Below are 17,935 nucleotides of genomic sequence, written 5' to 3' on the forward strand. Positions count from 1 at the left end.
CAAAAACGATGCACGCCCATGAATATGGACAGACACACTTATCATGATCAATTTTGATTTCGCATCCCTGCGCCTGATCGGCCTGACACCGGCTATCGCCAACCAGTTACACGCACTGACGGCAGATAATGACGACGATGCCAGCCTGCAAATGGCACGTATTACCGAAGTACACCGCGACAGCCTGGTCGTTCACAATGGCAGCCAGACCATGCAGGTGCGCGCCCTGCCGCGTCTCTTGCATGAACTGGCAGCAGATGACAGCAACCTGGCCGTGGGTGACTGGGGCCTGTTGAGCAATAGCGGCGATATCGGCGCTGACTATAGATTCATCGCCCGCATGCCGCCATTCACGCATCTGGCTCGCCGCAATAATGAAGGACGTTTGCAAGCCCTGGCCAGCAATGTCGATACCGCCCTGCTCGTCATGGGCCTGGACAGCGACTTCAAGCTGCGCAGGCTGGAACGTTACCTGGCACTGGTACAGGCTGCCGGAGTTGCCCCTGTCATCGTGCTGACCAAGGCTGATGTGCACGAAGATGCGCCGGCACGCCTGGCTGAGGTAGAACAACGCCTGTCTGCCAGCGTGCCAGTGCTTGCGGTCAACGGCCAGAGCAGTAAGACAGCAGACTTGCTGGCACCCTGGATGGCGGCTGGCCAGACTTTGATCTTGCTGGGTTCATCCGGCGCAGGCAAATCGACGCTGACCAATACCCTGGCAAGCAGCGCGCAAGATACCGGCGCAGTGCGCACCAGCGATGGCCGTGGTCAGCACACCACCACCGCGCGCTCGTTACACCAATGCCCCGGCGGAGCCTGCATCATCGACACCCCCGGCCTGCGTACCCTGCAACTCAATCTCGATGAGCAGGAACTCAGCGCCAGCTTTGCCGACATTGATGCGCTGGCAGCCGAGTGTCAGTTCCGCGACTGCAGCCACCAGAGCGAACCCGGCTGCGCCGTGCGCGATGCCATTGATGCAGACAGGCTCAGCAACTTCCAGAAACTGCAACGCGAAACCCGCCGCCACCAGCAAACCCCGCTGGAACGAATAGCAGCAAGGTCGAAGTGGAAGGTCTTGATGCGCTCAGTGAAGGAGAAAGACAGGATGAAGCGGAGCTAGGTTTGCAATAGGCCTGAGATGCGGTTTGGATACGGTTTGGATGTGTTTTGGATACGTTTTGGATAAGTTCGGTCCATGATGCAAGAGTGACGCAAAGTGTTGTGACGCAAGCTGGAGACCACTGACTGGTACTCCAGCAGCGTTATCGCAGCCCGCAAATCCGGTAAATTGTGAGATGCGGTTTGCAACGCTTGAATGGCTTTGCCATCCCGGCATAGTATCTTAAATAAAATTTGCAACCAAGTTAGTTGCAATTTATATATAAGTAATTTATAGTGTGAGCATTACAAGCTCAAACCAAGCGCATCATGACTACACACAACATCACCACCGTCACACTCTACCGCCCTACCGGCCCTGAGGAGCTGGCACTGGTGCGCGACAGTGGCAACAAGAAATGGCCGCCCCGCCTGCCTGAACAACCTATCTTTTACCCTGTGACCAATGTGGAATACGCGATACAGATTGCCAGGGACTGGAATGTGCCAGCAAGCGGCTCTGGCTATGTCACCCGCTTTGAGGTTAGCAAGAGCTTTATGGACAACTACCCAGTCCAGACCGTGGGTGGTGCCATACATACCGAGTGGTGGATACCGGCAGAAGATGTCGAGCTCATGAATGCCAATATCGTTGGCGAGATTGAGCTTATCCATAGCTTTACTGCCTGAGGCAAGTCTCAAGCTTGATAAAATGCAGGGCGAACATGGCATGCCCTGCATTTTATTTTTTAGCTTATTCGCTTTCCCTGAGAAATTCCTCATACCGCAATTGTTCACGCACCATCCGGCGTACGCTACGCACGACGCTCATACTGCCTATCACGCAGATAGTCATCACAAGCAATATCAACCTGTAATCAAGCCCCATGTGGTAGCGACCGATGGAGAACAGATACGCCGTCACTGCATAATAAAATGTTGGCAAAGACCAGTAAATGATGCCAGAACCCACCCACAGCAATTTACTCTTTTTGGCGACTTCTACCAGATGCTTGAGGATGTGCAAATGCCAGATAAAAGCTGGGAAAGCAATAAAATATAAAGGCGCATGGGCTTTATCGAAGATGGTGTAAAAACTGATGAGCCATGGTTTTATCGGGAGCCAGTGCAAACACATTACGATCAAATACAGTGCCCCTGGCAATAACATCAGCAGGCAACTTAGTGCCAGGTTTCGCATAAGCTCAGGCACATCTCTCGATGGCTGATATTCACGCGCCCGGCCCAAAACCAGCCGGGTAAACAAGAATCCAGCAAGCGCTGAAGATAACAAGACATGGAGAGTCAGGAAACCGCCATAGCGTAAATATGGAGATAACAAGGGCTTGTCTGGAAAAAACATGTAAAAAACGAGGCGCAGAAATAAGGCAGTTACCACCGTCAGGATAATTGAAGGCGCAATCCAATTGCGCCTGGAGTCAGAAAACGCACCGGCTTGCGCAAAGATAATGATTTGCAGCAAAACAACCACAAGCAAAGACGGTAAAGACAGGAAAGCAAAAATGGGGAACAGGCCCGTCATGAACCTTGACAAAGGCATAGAAACGCCTAGGGCGACAATATTCATTGATTTATTTGTATATTGGAATTAAGCGCATCTTACACTGACTCATGCTGCATTTGCTTGAGAACATGAGGCTAAAGAGCCTTGAATAAAGTGCCATCATCCCTCATGGCAGGCGGTATGCATACAGAGGTATATGTCAAGACGTAAAACATCGTCATGAGCAAGTCGCATGCTATAGTCGCAACGCCATCAAGCTTCCTTACTTCTGTCACACGCGAATACGTACATAAACTGCGGACAATATCTTGAGCAATACAAAAACCTGCAATACGACCAGTTTAATTTCTTCATGCAGCAAGCAGTGCACAGGCCAGCTGAGCCGCCGGCTTTTCACACTATTCTGTTTCTCGTTCACCAGCCCGGCCTTAGCTTTTTCACCCATATCCAACCTCGAAGAGCTGATCTATGCAGCCATTGGCAGTGCGATAGTCAGCCTGATTGCCATGGTCGTGGTGCTGGTCAAATTAAAGATCAGTTTATTGCCGCGTTTGCTCGCCATGCTGGCGACGCCTGTGCTGGTATTTCCGCTGTGCATGGCGGGCAGCATGGGCATGGGTTACATTGCGCATGAAATCAAGCAGTACCAGCAAGAGCAGGATGCGGCACACATCGCCCGCGTAGAAGAAGACGCCTGGCAGCATAATTTCTTGCGCATCAATGCCTGTGAGGGCAATCATGCATTGCTGCAATCAGAACTGGCCTCGGGCAGGCACCAGATAGAAAACAAGTTACGCGCCTTGAATGAATGTGTGCTGCCGCAAGCCGATGCGCAGGCATTGCGCATCCTGTTGCAGGATGCGGTGAGTAATGACAAGGAGGAGCGTACCTACTGCACTTACCTGCCGCCAGTCTTGCAGAGCATGAATACCGTTTTGCTGGATGTATTTGGCGAGCAAAAGCTGTCGCTCGCCTGCCCTTCGCCTAAATATGCTTATGTTCCCGACACAAGCAAAGTCTCGCCAGCATGGTGGGATATTCTGAACGATGAGCAAATCACATCAGACACCAAAGACAAAGATCGCCTGTTGACTGTCTTGCGCTATTTGCAGGCGCATGGCGTGGATATGAAAGTCGTCGCGGATGACCGCTCGCTGCTGACTATCGCCATGGAAAGCGGCAAGGTTGATCTCATCCTGTTTGCCCTCGATGCAGGTGTCGATCCGTACGCGCTGCCTGAGAATGATAGCATGCTGTCGCCACAGCAAATCTGGACGCTGCAAAGATTTGGCTATGCCGATGCGGGGCCAGTGGCGTACAGCGAAGCAGACCAGAAACGCATACAATCACGCCTGCGTGAAATGAATAGCAAGGAGGCGGCATCACTGGCACAGAAGTTACCGCTTAAAGGCGGCCTGGCCGCAGCCAGGGATGGCGGTGCCGGATTACTGGCCTACCTGATCAAAAGCAGCAACAATATGCGCGAGCTTAACCGCGCTGGCCGCGATCTCATCGACGTATATGCCCAGACATCGCCGGCGGTATTGGACGTGCTTGATCGTCTTAACGATCAACAGTTGCGCGATTTTATCTGCCCGGATGCCAGCAGCAAGGGCGACGACAGTGACAATAGCAATGGTCATGCACTGTATGCACGTGCCGTCAGCGCCGAGAATCAGGCGCTGGTCAATTTCTTAAAACGACGCAAAATGCCTGAGACTTGCCCGGGCATGCCCAGGCAAGAGCAGTAACACAGACCCCGCACTTGCATGCTGCAAGTCTGTGCTGACCTGCTATCAGGTCAATGCAGGTGCCGGTTTAATATTTGGCAGCGGCACGTTCTTGCCATCGACAGTCAGGCTGAATGTCGCGTCCTTGTGCACCAGTCGCACTTTCAGCACGCCCTTCTTTTTATAGACAACGGTACCATTGAGGCTGAGTTCGCCATCCTTGAGTTCAAGGATATTACCGCTTTCATTGGCAATGCCTGCCACGCCATCGATAGCCGAAACTTTGGTATCGCCGTCTATCTTGACGCTGCTGCTATTGGTATCGGGTGCTGCAAAGGCGGGGATATTTGCCGACAAGGCTGCCAGCATACTGAGCAAGACAAATGTGGATTTCATTTTTGATCGTGTCATCACAAAAAAATATAGAACTCATTTCATAAATAGGATGAGTGCGAACAAGACGATTTGGGATGCAGTGCAAGGCGTGGTCCGCTGCTAAGGCTCCTGCCTTAGCGAGGGCCACAACGCCGCAATGCGCCCAAATCGTCAGTTCCCGGAGGGTTTACCTCATAGCGCGTGCTGGACAGCGTTGGACTCGTTATCAATAGCACCGCTATTGACTGCCTCGTCCGCCTTGCCAGCCCACGCTATGAGGCAAACGCATCTCACCCTATTTATGAAATGAGTTCTAGAAACACTACCCTAAGACATATCAATTGTTTTGTCAAACAGGCAATGCAAGCAACAACGCAAGACGAAAAAAAACCTGCCAGTGGCAGGTTCTTTTAAAGTCACCCAAGCCGGATTAAACGCCCTTACTATCTGTAAAGTGAATCTATATCCCAGGATGACATGTTATGTATGCCGTGTTTATCCCTGCTCCCTGGCTTATCTGCCAGGTGATGCAGTTCTTTGCAACGTAAAGCTATTCTAGACAGCGCAGGCGTTCAAGTCTGTGCGCTGGCATACACACTTTCATTTCCACCGGGTTTTACCAAATGTAATTAAAGCTGCATCCAAACTGTAACTCCTTATACTCGCGGCTTATAGAATAATTAAGCTTATTTGACATGAAGTTTTGCCGCGCTAACTTATCTTGCTGTTTAACCTGCTATTTACACAAAGCCTCGTTGCTGACAACGCTGCTCAGTATCGCCCTGGTGACGCCAGCATTGCAAGCCATGCCTGTTGAAGTGCATACCCGCATCGCTGCGCCCATCATCACAGGCAAAAAAATAGCGCTGACGCTGGACGCCTGCTCGGGCAAGTTTGATGCTGAGTTGCTCGATTTTCTGATTCGCAAGCGCATCCCCGCGACTATCTTTGTAACCAAGAAATGGCTGGACAAAAACCCGCAAGGCGTTGCCATCATCAAGGCTAATCTTGATTTGTTTGATGTTGAAGACCACGGCGAAAAGCATATCCCCGCCATCATAGGTACGGGTAAAAAAGTCTATGGCATGGCCGGTGAACCCGACATCGCCAGCCTGCAGCGTGAAGTCACCGAAGGTGCCAAAGCCATCACCAGCGCCATGGGCACCACCCCGCAATGGTACCGCGGTGCAAGCGCCAAATATGACCCGCAAGCCATGGATGAAATCAAACGCATGGGCTACAAGATCGCTGGCTTCTCACTTAATGCCGACCAAGGCGCAACGCTGCGCAAACAAGCCATCATCAAACAATTCAAACGCCTGCAGGCGGGCGACGTCATCATCGCCCACATGAACAAGCCAGCCTCTGACTCTGCTGAAGGTTTGGCCGTGGCACTGGAAGAGACATTGAAACAGGGCTTTGTTTTTGTACGGCTGGATCAGGTGGAGTTGCAAAGAGTGGATTTGCAAAAATTACAGACTCCCAGACGCAGCGTTGCACTATCCAATTGATGCGGCAAAAAACTGTCTGTCATCCTCCTCTGCTGCAGGCATCTTAAACGCTTGCAAGCCTCACGCTTCACTCAGCGCGCCCATCCACATCAAGATTTGACTGGCAACATACGCCGCAACACGCCGTCTTTTTTGACCAGGCCATGCCACAAGGCAGCCGCTGCATGAAAAGCGGCCAGTGCGAGCAGGATATTGGCCAGCAAGCCGTGCAGCTCAACGACATTATGTCTGAGCTCTTTGTTGGCAGGGTCAAATGCTGGTACGGTAATGAGATTGAATATATTGTCCCCGCGTATCCATACTGCGGCTACCCCAATGATCACTATAGCCACCATGAGCAGGTACAGCAGATGATGTATGCCTACCGCCAGTTTGCCCAGCATGCCGGGATCAGCCGCTGGTAACCGGGCGCCTGAGGTTCTGCGCCAGATGAGTCGCAATATCAATACCGCGCCCAGCAAGACACCAAAACTGATATGCAGGCTGCGTACCGTAACGCGTGGCGTGCCTTTTGGGAAAAAGTCTATCGTCTGCCCGATTACCCAAAGCCCCACCACCAGAATGGCGCTGAGCCAATGGAACAGTATGGTACGGCGATCATAGACCAAGGCTGAAGTCAAAGCTGAACTTGTATGCATGAATACCCTACCCCAAAAATTTGTGAACTCAAAAATTTGCACGTCAATAGCAAGAGCAGGCACCCATCATCCCGATCAAGGCCAAGACAGCATGGAAAATCATTTCTGTGCTTGCCATCCGTAATCCATCGTGTCTTGATTACATTTGCCGTTACGGTGAAAACCGGGTTAATTTCACAAAAGCCAAGTCCTTAAATCAAGTTCATTCTCAAAAGCCAGGACTTCAAGGCAAGATACTGCCCTTTAACAATATTGACCATTCCGCTTTGGCTATGGTGAAAAAGGTAAAGCTCGGTCTCTGCATGGAAATCAGCCAATTGATCAATGATATCTCTCCGAACCCATTCGGGTAAAGAATGCCATAACTCAATATCAATCTCTGATTTGCCCAGTAACTGCACTGCGGCATGAATTACCTCACCTTCAGTATAGAAGCCTTTAGAGTGCATCGTTAATATTCCTATCAATTTCCTCTTGATTTCTGCCATCTCCTTGGTTTTCTGCAAATTTTGCTGACATAGCTGTGTTTCTTCAAACACGGCAAAAGCCTGCAACGCTTTTTTCCGGTCCATCGCAGATTTGATTCTCTCAAAAATCCAAGTTGCGCCTTTGTTTGCATAAATTAAATCGATTGGCTCATCACATGGTTCGAATACCCATACGCAATTTGGCGTAGAGTCGCAAATGTGCTTAATGACTATATCAAGGCCTGTAGGTTTCGCCTCGTCTGGTTCAATCCAGCCATTAGCTTCTGTCTCCAGCATATTGATGTAATCCCCGCGCAAAACAAAGGAATGCCAATTAACTTCTCCTTCCGGGATAAATTTGGCCAGCCACTGGTATATCGGCCTTGGTTCTATCTTAATATGCTCGCCAAAGCGGAATGACACCGGGTTGACGATACCTTGCACTTCTAATTCTCCTTTCCAAAGGGTTTCCGTTTTATCGAATTCCCAATTCAAAAAACAGGGAACCATAACAGTAAGAATTGCATCCATGCAGAAGTCCCTCGGAGGTCGATTTTCTAAATATAGTTTAGTTCGTATGATTAAGAATAAGCTCTGACATTCGCACAGGTGAATGTGAAATAATTACAGTTACTTTTCAGGTCTGACAGGCAAGTCTTGACTTTTAATCGCGCCGAAACTGTTAAACAGGCAGCGGGATAAGTCGGCACTTGGTGCCTGGGTACCAAACAAATAATAGCTGACACCTCATCTATCAAAATACGATCTACACCATCTGAATCAGAACTGCCTTCAGTATCACTCCACCCAAGCTCTATTCCAGCGGCCTCGCTACCAAAGAATTCCAGGCCGCCTGCGTCAGGTGCTCACGGTATTTTTTGGGTGAAGTATTTACCCGGCCTGACAACCAGGCGCGGCAATAGTTTTCTGCCTGGCCTATCAGCAGCGATGGCAGTAAATCATCTGGTATGTGTTTGATGTGATCACGCCTGCCGGGTGCTGCCCACCATGCGTGCATGTTTTTATTGCGAGTGCGGTTACGGCTTGTCAGTTCACCGGCCTGAGGTCCTTTGGCAATTGCTGCGCGTGCCTGGTACTGGAAGCGTGCCAGCTCTGGCTGCTCAGTCACCCAATCGACGTAGGCGCAAACGATCGCGGCTACGCCTTCTTGCGCGGTCTGGGCTTTGCCCAGGTAGTCTGCCAGCAGGCGCGCCTGGTCTTCGAGCGCGCTGAAGAACAGTGCTGCCACCAGGCCTTCTTTGCTGCCAAAGTGGTGATAAATATTGCCGACACTGGTGTCGCAATGCTGCTTGATGATTTCTATGGTGGCCAGGTCCAGGCCATGTTCATTAAAACAGGCGAGTGCGCCCAACAGGATATCGCGCTTTAACTGCGCACGCCTGCCGGGGTAATTGCGTTCAAGTACGTCTGCTGTTGCCAAGTCTATGCTGCCTGAAAATGAGTAAGAAGGTAAATAAGCGTGACCGTTTGATGTCGATGATACCGCAGCTCGCCCGGGAGTAAACCGCTTGACACCGAAAAATGTTCTAGAATAATATTCTTAAACAGAATTTAATTCTATTTTAGAATATTATTCTAATTTAAGGTTTTTCTTATACACTTCAGGAGACAATCAATGAGCCAGGCATTAGAGATGTTCAAACTCGGCGGCCCCGAGCAATTCAGTAAAATGGTTTGTCAGATGGCCCCTTACTTCAGCACCATCAACCCCACACTGACTGAACTGCGCCCCGGTTATGCATCTGCCAGCGTACCTTTCCGCCGCGAGATTACCAATCATCTGGGCACCATCCATGCGATTGCCCTGTGCAACGCAGCTGAGCTGGTGGCTGGCACGATGACGGATGTCACCATCCCCAAAGGTGCGCGCTGGATACCCAAAGGCATGACGGTCGAATACCTCGCCAAGGCCAAGACCGATGTCACCGCAGTGGCAGATGGCAGCGGCCTGGACTGGAGCACGGCGGGCGACAAGATCGTGACCGTGGATGTCGTCGATGGTGGTGGCGTCAAGGTGTTTACGGCGCGTATCACCATGAATGTGAAACTTGCGGAGTAAGCAGGCGTGGGGGAATTAGTGTCCCCTAATGTCTCCATTTGCCGTATTTAAAGAGTTACGATCCTGCACAACATCGACTACGCAAATCACCACCGTGATGTAGGGCGCATTGCAATGCGCCCTACGGTCATCCTTTTGCGAAGCTTGCCGTGGTTGGCTTGGTGGCAGGTTGCGTAGCAGGCATTTTCTTAAGCACTCTTGCTCTGCCTGGCAACAGCATCTTGAGGTTGACTTTGAACCACAGCCTTGGTTTCATCCTTCAAAAGCACGTACTCCATGATTACGCTCTTGCAGCTTTTCATCGTTTTCAAACCATTCTATTTCCGAGATTGCCGCTTCCTCCGCGACGACCGCATCAATGGCGGCGATGATTTCTCTTAATTCAGCAAACGGCACAGGGCGCTTGAGGATTTTGTCGAAGAACGAGCGTTCATGCATGATGGCGATGCTCCACTGTTGTTCTTCAACATGGGAGCAGCCGACGATGATCTTGCTGGTATGTAAACGCGGGCTGGCAAATTCGATGAGATAGCCCCAGTCTTCTTCCATGCAGGCAGCCTCAAAACTGGCGGGCAGTTTGGCGCATAGCCAGTTGGCGAGTGCGGCGCCGTTCTCGCTTTGCTCCAGCGGTGGCTGGAATAATGAAGTGGTAAACCTGACTTGATCGCGCATGATGGGAAGGATTGCCTGAGCCTGAAAAAGAAACGACAATGGCAGGAGCTAATTTGCATTAAAATAAAGTCTAAATAATAACGCAAATTGAGGTATGTCAGCTTCGGGGCAGAAAGGGAGTAAAAATTTATCGCACTGCCCTGATATCGCAGCAGTTTTTGCATCCATGTTTACATAAATCTCAACAATGGAATCCATACTCGAAGCCATATTCCGCTTTCTTTTCGAAGCCGTGTTTCAATTCATACTGTATGGCACAGGCTGGGTGCTGATCCCTGCCCTGACTTTGGGTTTAGTGCATAGCGAAGATTTTAATAGCAAGGCAGCGCCAGGAAGATCATATTACTGGCGCGACCGTAAGGGCATCGTCCTGAGTACAGATATGACCATGCTGGTTGGCCTCTTGTTCTGGGTGAGTGTGGTTGTGGCAGCGGTAATTTATTTCAAGCGCTCATAGAGATCATAGAGAGCCCGCCATTATGCTGTCAGCGCATCAAATCTTCCACACACTTTCCAGCATCGCCAAGCCCTGCGCATCGTATTGCCTGAGCTCGGCACGGTGATACGGGAAAAAATCATTCTCTCCAAAATACGCTTCACTGAGCTCTGCAAAATACTCACGGTGATTGCTGATGGCATAGGCTTCTTGCAGCTCAGATCTGTGGTCGCGGGTGACCTTGCGGTACAGCCCGGCGGCTTTGGCATTGTCGTAGGCGCGCAGGATAGCGGCATCAAGCTCGGGGTGCTGAAAATGGTAGGCATGCGAGAGTTTACTCAAAAGTAAGTCGTAAATGGACAGTAAAAATCTTCTAAAAATCATAAACTTAGATTATTTTCTGTTTGTCCATTTTTATTTTACCAAAATGAACAAATTCCGAAACAAGTGCATATTCGCAAAAAAAACCATTCAATCACACACAAAAAGAGCACTCAATTGCATTTCACCTGTACCACCTAGTCGCATTAAAAAACCACCTACGCTTTTATTCACAGATAGCTTACTTTATTTATAAGCGCCAATTTACCCCCATGGGGCTTTCCAAATTGTGCAATCAATTTAGCGATGGGTGCAGCAATCTCTTAAACGCTGGCCGGCGCTTATGCACTATATCGATTCAGCATGCTGCCGATCGATAATAATGCTATTGAAAACGCGATACATCCGATTGCCATTGGCAAGAAGAACTGTCTGTTTGCGGGTTCGGAATGTGCGGGCCGCCGTGCTGCCGCCATCCAGACCTTAATGGGCACGGCAAAATCAATGGCCTTGATCCGATGCAATGGCTCACCAGTGTCCTGGAACGTCTCCCGACGCGCCTTAACAATCAGATCGATCGCTGCTGCCATTCCCGAACTCTACACTTTTGTAACTTCTTTTTATACGTGCGATGGCAGGACGCCCACAATAAAAACGTATAGAAGTTTTAGAAAATGTTGGAATGTTAGAACTGACCCTATTTCTTGCATCCCTAATTGTGACGGTTCGGTGAAAATTGGGATTTTTACATGAACCAATCGCGCCAGCGAAGATTTGCAAATGCAACCTGCTCTGACGCCGGTACGGACTGATCCGTGAGCGCTCCAGTTTGTCCAAACGCGTTGTGCATAAGCTTAACGCCGATAGGCCAAAAATCGTAAGAAAATGGCTTGTTGCGGAATATCTAGTCCTGCGCATCTACTCGTATTTGTTGCGCTGGCAACCTGGGTTGTGCCAGTAATCCCAAATACTGTCAAACTTTTTTCAGTGCGCACTGGTAAAGATCGCACATTCCACGGGCGTACCTGCAATTCTTTTCGTGGCATCAACTCGTTTAGCCCATGCAGGGCGCTGGTGATCTACACATCTGCCACTAGCATCACTCACCAACTTGGAGCAACCAACAAAGGTACATTTCTTAGGGGCTGCTTTAGGCATTTTGATTCACCAATAAAAAAGCCCTGCTGTAATTAAGCAGACAGGGCGAAAGGTTTTTCAACCGAGGAGTCTAAAAACTACAAACAACACCAGCAAAGTGCAGACGTCTGCACAACCAAAAAAATTATAAGAACGGCTTTCAATCACAAATTCAATATACACTTACCCAAAGTAGATGCAAAAAACACAAGGCCATTTGCCAACGAAAGGAAAAAAAATGGACAAGCCCGAAAAAATCGATAACTATAATCACCTGCTGTATTCTGCGATCACTATATCTATTGGCGTATTCATGGCTGCATTAGCGACAGTGAAAGTCTATGTTAATGTCTTTCATGATGGTCCGTATTCAACGGATCCTGCAGTATGGGGGCAACTTGGTGACTATATAGGCGGAGTTCTTAATCCCGTCATAGGTTTAGCAACCTTATTTATGCTACTCATCAACATAAGATTGCAACAAAAAGAATTGCAAAATTCGAAGATCGAATTACACGACACCAAATTGGCGATGGATATTCAAGCTAAAGAAATGAAAGTGCAAAATATTGAACAATCTTTTTTTTCCATGCTTTCCAATTACCGCAGTCAACTTGATCTAGTATTTACAGAGGAAATAATTGGAAGTGCTTTTAACCACAACCAACAAAGAATAACAGTCACAGGACGTAGAGCATTAAATGCATTATGGAAGTCAAGAATGGCTTGGTCTATGATCATCGATACTATTAAAAATAAATATCAAAGCGAAGAAGACCCCAAGTTACCCCTCCACGACATACTTAACGCAGTAGATCAACCCGTTGGATTTGGTGATTGTAATTTCCCCAGCTCCCACCGTACAAATCAGCCTATCTGTACCGATTTCCCATCATCAAAGAACCTGTCAGCTATAACGCCAATTCGCCCAAGCGAATTTTCCTGTACCAAATTGAATACTGCAAAATAGGCATCTTTTCCGATTCAGGTGCCGTCATGCAACGCTACTATCCCAACCTTCAAGCCATTCACCAACAGACCATGCAGCTGGAGTACGCGCAATGCAAGCATTGTCAGCAAACACAGCACTTGGTTTCGCACGGCTTCATCCGCAAGAAACGCTTGGGTGCCGAACCGCAAGCAGTTGGCAAACGCGTCTACTGCTCCAACCGCCATCATCGCACCGGTTGCGGGCGTACCATGCAGCTTTATCTGGACTCGACCATCCGCTATTTACATCATGCTGGCTGCTGTGTGGTGGCGTTGGTGCTCTTGCTGATGGCGGGCATGACCGTCCAGCACGCTTATCACCAGGCGACCGGTGTCAGCATGCCGCGCAATGCGTATCGATGGTTGCATCGCTTACACATGCAGGCGAGTGTCTACCGTAGCTTACCGCACCGACCACCACTACAGGATGCCAATCCGTTCATGACAACACATCGTTCTGCGCGTCTGGGGTCATTGATGTCAACATTCCAAACCTTATTGCAGCGCTTTGGACAGCACCTTTGCACGGCCTATCAGTCGCAATTGCAACGATCATTTCTGTGATGCGTGTTCGCCGGTCGTCAGACTTTTTTCCACATTCCCATCGTTTCTGTAGATTCAGCTCCATTGATTTCTCTTTCCTTGCCCGTGCAACAGGTTTTGACTCTCGATCATTTTGGATGACGCAGATAGGCTTTGCCTTCTTTTTTGACTCAACAGGAGAACGCATGGCTGCTAAACCTTCATTTGAATTACGACTACGGGTGTTGAATGCCGTGCATGATGCCCCCGGCAATAGCATGCGCGAGCGCATCAAGTTCGTCGCCGATAAAACCTTTATCGATGGCTTGTCAGGTCACCTGCACCAGTTCACCTGGCGCACCATCAGTACATGGCTGTATCGTCATAAAAGCCATGGCATGACCACCCTGCAAAACAAGACCCGTTCCGATAAAGATGCTTATCGCAAGGTGCAGGTGAATCAGTTGGCCGAGGCAATCCATGAAGTGCTGCCGACGCTGACACACAATAAGGTCGGCGTGATCCCCAAAAGCGTTCTATACCGGGTACTTTTGCAGCGCGGTTTGTTCACCCGCTCGCAATTAGCACCGACCACGTTTTATAGGATGATACGCACCCACCAGTTACTGGATGACAAGGCTGTGCAAAAGCAACGCTTGTCGTTTGCCATGCAGTTCGCCAATCAATTGTGGCAAGCTGACACCTTGTATGGCCCGACCATCAAACAGGCGGATGGTCATTGGAGAAAGACTTTCCTGATCGCCTTCATCGATGATGCGTCCAGGGTGGTGACACATGCCGAGTTTTTCTACCGCGACAATACCGAGAACATGGTGTTGGCCTTCCGATCGGCTTTATACAAGCGCGGTAAGCCGGAGCGGCTCTATTTCGACAATGGCGCGAATTATTCCGCCAAGGAAATTCTGCAGGCTTGTGTGCGGCTGGATATTCATCTCTCTCATGCGCCGATTCGTGACGGTGCGGCCAAGGGCAAGATCGAGCGTTTCTTCAGGGGGTTCCGGGATCGCTTTCTGACCTTGCATCCCAGCTTCACGTCTCTGGAAGAATTGAATCGCCTGACGCATGAATGGGTGGAGGGGGAATACAATTCGAAGTCTCATAGTGCCATAGGGATGACGCCGGTTGATCGTTTCAATCTGGACCGTAACCGGGTGAAGTTTTTGACTGACGATGCGTTTTCTGCAGAAGTGTTTTTTATGGAGGAGACGCGTAAGGTGAGTAAGACCAACGTATTCTCGATCCATTCGCAGCGCTATGAATGCCCGGTCGATTTACGCGACAAATCCATTCAGGTGCGCTATGACCGCATGCGCCGTGACCGTTTTGTGGTGTATTTCAACGGCCACCGCATGGGGGAAGCAACGGTGCTGGATTTATACGCCAATGCGCGCTTGCGTCTGCCGGCAACGGTTGGGGGGCATGATGATTAAGGCCACCTTCGGTTTAACTAAAGAGCCGTTTTACCGCAGTGAGGTGGCGTTGTTGCCGCAGCAGGCCGAAGCCGTGGAGATGATCAGGGTTCATGCGCAGCACGGGGGCTTCTCGGTGATTGTGGGTCATCCTGGCGTCGGCAAATCTGTCATTCGCGAACATCTGGAACACTTGGGTAAGGAGCGCGATACGGTGGTGGTGTCTTTTAGCCAGACGATGCATACTTATCAGCCTATCTTGAAGCAATTGGCGGAGTCGTTGCAGGTGAATGCGCCAATGAAAGACATTGAAAAAGAGCTGATACAAGCGGCTTACCGTCATGTACAATCGCAAAAAACGCTGTATATCGTGATCGATGAGGCGCACTTGCTGGATGTGGGCATTTTACGTAAATTGCGCTTGTTGTTTGAGCGTTTCCCTAAAAAGCACAATCTGGTGTTGCTGGGGCATCCTGAGTTGATGTTTCGTTTGTCAATGACGTGTAATGAAGACATCAAGAGCCGGATCAGTTATTCCAGGCAGGTGTTGCCGTTGCATGACGATGACTTGACCAAATTTGTCGTCACCGAGCTGGCTGCTGTTGGTTTGGGTGCCAACACTTTCGATGAGGCAGCCTTGCAGGTCGTATTGCGGGCGGTGCAGGGTAATTTGCGGCTATGTCGTAACCTTTGTTACGCTAGTCTGATTGCTGCTTGCCTCGATCATCAACGCATTTGCACGGTGTCGCATGTCAATGCCGCGCTTCTGCAGCCGCACTGGCGTTCACACGATGCTTTGCTTAAGCAACAGGTCAAACCGCAGCGGGTGCCATCATGAGCATGCGTATCCACAAGCTCAACACTTACCTTCGGCCAGAGGACGCGTACACCATCGTTGAGTTTCTTGATCAGGTGCGTGACATGTTGATGCAGGCTTACGGCGATGATATAAAAATCATGCTGCAAGAAGCGTCACAGCACAATCCAATACAGAGGGAGTCGGATGATGATGAGTCGTTTTAGCGGGTAGCCGATATCATCATATCTTTCGGGGGGCGACATGCCCCCTTTTACACGACATTCGATATGACGGCAATTTGGTTGTCGTTATGATTTAAGTGAAGCTGGACATGCAAAATCGTATGACCGGAATGGGGTAATCCCGGCTCAATCTTGCCAAAATCGTGCGATGACAATTTGGGAGGAAGTACGATGGAAGCGGCGTGCGCAACAGTGATGCTGCCATTAATTACTTACATAGCTCGATTGAACTTCAATGGCATTGTTTTGTTACAGACAACCATTTTCAAACCGAAACTCTTTTTCAAATTATCAGCAGTTTAGTTGAGTGGATAGATGGTCATGCAGTCTTAACTGAAGATGAAAAAAAACAGTATGTATCAATTGTGATAGCACAACTTAGCTCTGTAGAAATACAAATTTTCTTTTTATACAGCCTAAAGAACTATGAAAAAAGAATGAATTTATTCACAAAATATAGATTCTTTAAAAATCTAGATTCTAAACAACGCGCTCTCGCATTTGTTAAACAATATGGTATGAACGCTAATTCGTATAGTTCAGAAGCATTTGATGTTTTTTAAGTGATGAAAAACAAAAGCCCTGATACCTTTGAGTATCAGGGCTTTATTCTTTCCACCCACGCCTATTCACCCAATCACGGGAGTTCAGAGTAAGCGCCAATTCTTCCCCCATGGAGCTTCCCAGATTGTGCAATGTGGCTGTCACCGCAAACAGTGGCTGGGGCCGTCATTATGATGTAAGTGAGGTTGCCCATCCAAAATATAACTGGCTACACCATTTATGAAATTTTGCATTCAGGTCAATCCAGTTTAAATAGGAGCATTCTTTACAGAGTTATAAAGTCGGTTCTGTCGAAGTTAGATGTCTATTATCGATGTAAACTAAATTGGCTCTATGTTTTCCCTAAATCCATTTTCCAGCAAACGGATATGTCCTCGGGTAGCAAGGCGCATCCAGTAATAAAATTGCGTGCTGGTGATTTGTTGCCAATGAATTTTGAATTTCCAGAGAGACAAATATTTGGAGACTATCAGCATCGCCATTCTTTGATTGGCATTGACGAAAGGATGGATCGCCAGAAAATCCGAAAACAGTCTTGCAGAAAATTTGACCGCTTCCTGAATCCCAGCGGGCTGATGCTCACTTGCTATAGCCAACAGAGTATCAACTGCGGGAGATAGTTCGGTATGTTGTACGAACACAGTGTCACCGCGCTTCAAATTAAAGCTGCGGTACTGGCCATAGTACTGAGGTCGATTAGGACAGATTGAGACGTGAGACGCAAATAAGGCGGATGCACTGAGCGCAGTCAATGGCAATGGGGCATGAAAAATTGCTTTCGGCAATAATGCAGTTTGAGCATCGTAGGCCAAGAACGCATTTCTGTCATAGCGGCCTTGATAGCAAGTCAGACAGGGTAACAAGTACAGTTTAGGATGACGCTCTCCTTTGGGAATAGCAGGACCCAGATGATGCATACGTATTGCATAAGCAGTGCATGCACTCTGCATAAGTTCATCCTCAAAAGAAAGATTACAAACCTGCTCCGAGTAGCCAGGTAGGGCAGCTACAAAATAATCCTGCTCCAACTTCAGTAACAAAAAACAATAGCCAGATGCATTCATGACCAGCACCGGCCAGGATGCGACTGTTGCCGCAATCTCTTCTTGAGCAATGCCCATAGTTTGCATACCCAGGCGACGGCTAAGTACCTGAAAAAAACGCCCTGTAGTCTGACCATGCGGCATCGGAGCCAGACCCAGCAAATGCGTGAGCCTGACCTTGATGCCTGACAAATTCAAGAGGACAGAGAAACAAGCCAGAAGACTGGTTTCGCTTTCGCGGCATTCTATTTTACCGACGAGCTTACTGTATTCTAGTTTTGCAATTACTTCATATGACATCGCTTTTTAACTATCTGATTGTCGAGGTCAAATCTAGTGCTCATTTCATTTT

The 17,935-nt window shown here is 49.0% G+C and carries 21 protein-coding genes and 1 pseudogene; 14 read left to right on the plus strand and 8 right to left on the minus strand.

Annotated elements, in window-relative coordinates; translation table 11 throughout:
• Positions 1–43 precede the first annotated feature (43 nt).
• Positions 44–1,123, plus strand: coding sequence for a ribosome small subunit-dependent GTPase A (gene rsgA / locus UNDKW_RS19675; protein ID WP_162060099.1), 1,080 nt, complete (start codon positions 44–46; stop codon positions 1,121–1,123).
• 308 nt (positions 1,124–1,431) lie between these two features.
• On the plus strand, positions 1,432–1,791 hold the full coding sequence (locus UNDKW_RS19680; RefSeq protein WP_162042638.1) for a hypothetical protein: 360 nt from the start codon (positions 1,432–1,434) through the stop codon (positions 1,789–1,791).
• A gap of 64 nt (positions 1,792–1,855) precedes the next feature.
• Here UNDKW_RS19680 and UNDKW_RS19685 read toward each other — a convergent pair whose 3' ends face one another.
• Positions 1,856–2,662, minus strand: a complete 807-nt coding sequence (locus UNDKW_RS19685) for a hypothetical protein (protein WP_162060100.1) — start codon at positions 2,660–2,662, stop codon at positions 1,856–1,858.
• A gap of 272 nt (positions 2,663–2,934) precedes the next feature.
• On the opposite strand from UNDKW_RS19685, the gene UNDKW_RS19690 reads away from it, so the two are divergent.
• The gene (locus tag UNDKW_RS19690; RefSeq protein ID WP_162060101.1) at positions 2,935–4,377 is read left to right on the plus strand and encodes a hypothetical protein; all 1,443 of its coding nucleotides are present in this window, start codon (positions 2,935–2,937) and stop codon (positions 4,375–4,377) included.
• A 45-nt stretch (positions 4,378–4,422) separates the two neighbouring features.
• Here UNDKW_RS19690 and UNDKW_RS19695 read toward each other — a convergent pair whose 3' ends face one another.
• Positions 4,423–4,752 (minus strand): hypothetical protein, encoded by a 330-nt coding sequence (locus tag UNDKW_RS19695; RefSeq protein ID WP_162060102.1) that lies wholly within the window; start codon positions 4,750–4,752, stop codon positions 4,423–4,425.
• A 734-nt stretch (positions 4,753–5,486) separates the two neighbouring features.
• On the opposite strand from UNDKW_RS19695, the gene UNDKW_RS19700 reads away from it, so the two are divergent.
• A complete protein-coding gene (locus UNDKW_RS19700; RefSeq protein ID WP_162060103.1) occupies positions 5,487–6,242 on the plus strand; it encodes a polysaccharide deacetylase family protein in 756 nt (251 codons plus the stop codon).
• Positions 6,243–6,331: 89 nt separating this feature from the next.
• Here the strand turns inward: UNDKW_RS19700 and UNDKW_RS19705 are convergent, their stop codons facing one another.
• The 3 genes from UNDKW_RS19705 to UNDKW_RS19715 form a co-directional block, all read right to left on the minus strand.
• The gene (locus UNDKW_RS19705; RefSeq protein WP_162060104.1) at positions 6,332–6,880 is read right to left on the minus strand and encodes a cytochrome b; all 549 of its coding nucleotides are present in this window, start codon (positions 6,878–6,880) and stop codon (positions 6,332–6,334) included.
• A 191-nt stretch (positions 6,881–7,071) separates the two neighbouring features.
• Positions 7,072–7,878, minus strand: a complete 807-nt coding sequence (locus UNDKW_RS19710) for a hypothetical protein (protein ID WP_162060105.1) — start codon at positions 7,876–7,878, stop codon at positions 7,072–7,074.
• A gap of 283 nt (positions 7,879–8,161) precedes the next feature.
• Positions 8,162–8,788: a TetR/AcrR family transcriptional regulator gene (locus tag UNDKW_RS19715; RefSeq protein ID WP_162060106.1), complete on the minus strand. Its 627-nt coding sequence runs from the start codon at positions 8,786–8,788 to the stop codon at positions 8,162–8,164.
• Between the two features lie 195 nt (positions 8,789–8,983).
• Between UNDKW_RS19715 and UNDKW_RS19720 the strand changes: the two genes are divergently transcribed.
• Positions 8,984–9,427 (plus strand): hotdog fold domain-containing protein, encoded by a 444-nt coding sequence (locus tag UNDKW_RS19720; RefSeq protein WP_162060107.1) that lies wholly within the window; start codon positions 8,984–8,986, stop codon positions 9,425–9,427.
• 252 nt (positions 9,428–9,679) lie between these two features.
• Here UNDKW_RS19720 and UNDKW_RS19725 read toward each other — a convergent pair whose 3' ends face one another.
• Entirely contained in the window at positions 9,680–10,099 is a 420-nt protein-coding gene (locus UNDKW_RS19725; protein ID WP_162060108.1) for a hypothetical protein, read from the minus strand.
• Positions 10,100–10,286: 187 nt separating this feature from the next.
• Here UNDKW_RS19725 and UNDKW_RS19730 point away from each other — a divergent pair, with 187 nt between their 5' ends.
• Complete coding sequence (locus UNDKW_RS19730; RefSeq protein WP_162060109.1) at positions 10,287–10,556, plus strand: hypothetical protein; 270 nt, start codon at positions 10,287–10,289, stop codon at positions 10,554–10,556.
• Between the two features lie 36 nt (positions 10,557–10,592).
• On the opposite strand, the gene UNDKW_RS19735 is transcribed toward UNDKW_RS19730, so the two are convergent.
• Entirely contained in the window at positions 10,593–10,877 is a 285-nt protein-coding gene (locus UNDKW_RS19735; protein ID WP_162060110.1) for a hypothetical protein, read from the minus strand.
• A gap of 342 nt (positions 10,878–11,219) precedes the next feature.
• Here UNDKW_RS19735 and UNDKW_RS31195 point away from each other — a divergent pair.
• The 8 genes and pseudogenes from UNDKW_RS31195 to UNDKW_RS19770 all read left to right on the plus strand — a co-directional run.
• Positions 11,220–11,273: pseudogene (locus tag UNDKW_RS31195) on the plus strand (hypothetical protein); the annotation flags it as partial.
• A gap of 101 nt (positions 11,274–11,374) precedes the next feature.
• Complete coding sequence (locus tag UNDKW_RS31200) at positions 11,375–11,518, plus strand: hypothetical protein (protein ID WP_370529142.1); 144 nt, start codon at positions 11,375–11,377, stop codon at positions 11,516–11,518.
• Positions 11,519–12,231: 713 nt separating this feature from the next.
• Positions 12,232–12,963, plus strand: coding sequence for a hypothetical protein (locus UNDKW_RS19745; protein WP_162060111.1), 732 nt, complete (start codon positions 12,232–12,234; stop codon positions 12,961–12,963).
• 26 nt (positions 12,964–12,989) lie between these two features.
• Positions 12,990–13,547, plus strand: coding sequence for a hypothetical protein (locus tag UNDKW_RS19750; RefSeq protein WP_162060112.1), 558 nt, complete (start codon positions 12,990–12,992; stop codon positions 13,545–13,547).
• A 164-nt stretch (positions 13,548–13,711) separates the two neighbouring features.
• Positions 13,712–14,956, plus strand: coding sequence for a DDE-type integrase/transposase/recombinase (locus UNDKW_RS19755; RefSeq protein ID WP_162060113.1), 1,245 nt, complete (start codon positions 13,712–13,714; stop codon positions 14,954–14,956).
• Entirely contained in the window at positions 14,910–15,773 is an 864-nt protein-coding gene (locus UNDKW_RS19760; RefSeq protein WP_162060114.1) for an AAA family ATPase, read from the plus strand. Before UNDKW_RS19755 ends, UNDKW_RS19760 begins: the two co-directional genes overlap by 47 nt.
• A complete protein-coding gene (locus UNDKW_RS19765) occupies positions 15,770–15,958 on the plus strand; it encodes a hypothetical protein (RefSeq protein WP_162060115.1) in 189 nt (62 codons plus the stop codon). Before UNDKW_RS19760 ends, UNDKW_RS19765 begins: the two co-directional genes overlap by 4 nt.
• A 200-nt stretch (positions 15,959–16,158) precedes the next feature.
• Entirely contained in the window at positions 16,159–16,539 is a 381-nt protein-coding gene (locus UNDKW_RS19770; RefSeq protein ID WP_162060116.1) for a putative phage abortive infection protein, read from the plus strand.
• A gap of 321 nt (positions 16,540–16,860) precedes the next feature.
• Here UNDKW_RS19770 and UNDKW_RS19775 read toward each other — a convergent pair whose 3' ends face one another.
• Entirely contained in the window at positions 16,861–17,883 is a 1,023-nt protein-coding gene (locus tag UNDKW_RS19775; protein WP_162060117.1) for a Fic family protein, read from the minus strand.
• Positions 17,884–17,935 lie beyond the last annotated feature (52 nt).

Source organism: Undibacterium sp. KW1, assembly GCF_009937955.1.
Classification (GTDB): Bacteria; Pseudomonadota; Gammaproteobacteria; order Burkholderiales; family Burkholderiaceae_D; genus Undibacterium.

What these genes read in the sequence shown, in the direction of transcription:
- UNDKW_RS19765 (WP_162060115.1), top strand. Translation starts at nt 15,770, where the DNA reads ATGAGCATGCGTATCCACAAGCTCAACACTTACCTTCGGCCAGAGGAC.
- UNDKW_RS19705 (WP_162060104.1), bottom strand. Translation starts at nt 6,880, where the DNA reads ATGCATACAAGTTCAGCTTTGACTTCAGCCTTGGTCTATGATCGCCGT.
- UNDKW_RS19725 (WP_162060108.1), bottom strand. Translation starts at nt 10,099, where the DNA reads ATGCGCGATCAAGTCAGGTTTACCACTTCATTATTCCAGCCACCGCTG.
- UNDKW_RS31200 (WP_370529142.1), top strand. Translation starts at nt 11,375, where the DNA reads ATGCAATGGCTCACCAGTGTCCTGGAACGTCTCCCGACGCGCCTTAAC.
- UNDKW_RS19720 (WP_162060107.1), top strand. Translation starts at nt 8,984, where the DNA reads ATGAGCCAGGCATTAGAGATGTTCAAACTCGGCGGCCCCGAGCAATTC.
- UNDKW_RS19685 (WP_162060100.1), bottom strand. Translation starts at nt 2,662, where the DNA reads ATGCCTTTGTCAAGGTTCATGACGGGCCTGTTCCCCATTTTTGCTTTC.
- UNDKW_RS19775 (WP_162060117.1), bottom strand. Translation starts at nt 17,883, where the DNA reads ATGTCATATGAAGTAATTGCAAAACTAGAATACAGTAAGCTCGTCGGT.
- UNDKW_RS19755 (WP_162060113.1), top strand. Translation starts at nt 13,712, where the DNA reads ATGGCTGCTAAACCTTCATTTGAATTACGACTACGGGTGTTGAATGCC.
- UNDKW_RS19680 (WP_162042638.1), top strand. Translation starts at nt 1,432, where the DNA reads ATGACTACACACAACATCACCACCGTCACACTCTACCGCCCTACCGGC.
- UNDKW_RS19730 (WP_162060109.1), top strand. Translation starts at nt 10,287, where the DNA reads ATGGAATCCATACTCGAAGCCATATTCCGCTTTCTTTTCGAAGCCGTG.
- UNDKW_RS19695 (WP_162060102.1), bottom strand. Translation starts at nt 4,752, where the DNA reads ATGAAATCCACATTTGTCTTGCTCAGTATGCTGGCAGCCTTGTCGGCA.
- rsgA (WP_162060099.1), top strand. Translation starts at nt 44, where the DNA reads ATGATCAATTTTGATTTCGCATCCCTGCGCCTGATCGGCCTGACACCG.
- UNDKW_RS19760 (WP_162060114.1), top strand. Translation starts at nt 14,910, where the DNA reads ATGCGCGCTTGCGTCTGCCGGCAACGGTTGGGGGGCATGATGATTAAG.
- UNDKW_RS19750 (WP_162060112.1), top strand. Translation starts at nt 12,990, where the DNA reads ATGCAACGCTACTATCCCAACCTTCAAGCCATTCACCAACAGACCATG.
- UNDKW_RS19745 (WP_162060111.1), top strand. Translation starts at nt 12,232, where the DNA reads ATGGACAAGCCCGAAAAAATCGATAACTATAATCACCTGCTGTATTCT.
- UNDKW_RS19710 (WP_162060105.1), bottom strand. Translation starts at nt 7,878, where the DNA reads ATGGATGCAATTCTTACTGTTATGGTTCCCTGTTTTTTGAATTGGGAA.